Origin of the sequence: Streptomyces sp. NPDC047017 (genome assembly GCF_040644175.1) — a bacterium.
In the GTDB taxonomy this organism is placed as follows: Bacteria; Actinomycetota; Actinomycetes; order Streptomycetales; family Streptomycetaceae; genus Streptomyces.
The window spans coordinates 1-1,050 of sequence record NZ_JBEYVW010000059.1; the positions used below are offsets into that span (position 1 = coordinate 1).

Consider the following 1,050-nt stretch of genomic DNA (forward strand, 5'->3'; position numbering starts at 1 on the left):
GGGCGAAGCTGAGAACTTAAGCGCCAGTAAACGGCGGTGGTAACTATAACCATCCTAAGGTAGCGAAATTCCTTGTCGGGTAAGTTCCGACCTGCACGAATGGCGTAACGACTTCTCGACTGTCTCAACCATAGGCCCGGTGAAATTGCACTACGAGTAAAGATGCTCGTTTCGCGCAGCAGGACGGAAAGACCCCGGGACCTTTACTACAGTTTGATATTGGTGTTCGGTTCGGCTTGTGTAGGATAGCTGGGAGACTGTGAAGCATGCACGCCAGTGTGTGTGGAGTCGTCGTTGAAATACCAGTCTGGTCGTGCTGGATGTCTAACCTGGGTCCGTGATCCGGATCAGGGACAGTGTCTGATGGGTAGTTTAACTGGGGCGGTTGCCTCCTAAAGAGTAACGGAGGCGCCCAAAGGTTCCCTCAGCCTGGTTGGCAATCAGGTGTTGAGTGTAAGTGCACAAGGGAGCTTGACTGTGAGACCGACGGGTCGAGCAGGGACGAAAGTCGGGACTAGTGATCCGGCGGTGGCTTGTGGAAGCGCCGTCGCTCAACGGATAAAAGGTACCCCGGGGATAACAGGCTGATCTTCCCCAAGAGTCCATATCGACGGGATGGTTTGGCACCTCGATGTCGGCTCGTCGCATCCTGGGGCTGGAGTCGGTCCCAAGGGTTGGGCTGTTCGCCCATTAAAGCGGTACGCGAGCTGGGTTTAGAACGTCGTGAGACAGTTCGGTCCCTATCCGCTGTGCGCGTAGGAGTCTTGAGAAGGGCTGTCCCTAGTACGAGAGGACCGGGACGGACGAACCTCTGGTGTGCCAGTTGTCCTGCCAAGGGCATGGCTGGTTGGCTACGTTCGGGAGGGATAACCGCTGAAAGCATCTAAGCGGGAAGCCTGCTTCGAGATGAGGACTCCCACCCACTTGATGGGGTAAGGCTCCCAGTAGACGACTGGGTTGATAGGCCGGATCTGGAAGCACGGTAACGTGTGGAGGTGACCGGTACTAATAGGCCGAGGGCTTGTCCTCAGTTGCTCGCGTCCACTGTGT

1 rRNA gene is annotated in these 1,050 nt (G+C 56.4%); it reads left to right on the top strand.

What is annotated here, in order from left to right:
• Positions 1-1,029: ribosomal RNA gene (locus tag ABZ858_RS37160) — 23S ribosomal RNA — on the top strand; the annotation flags it as partial.
• Between the last annotated feature and the right edge of the window lie 21 nt (positions 1,030-1,050).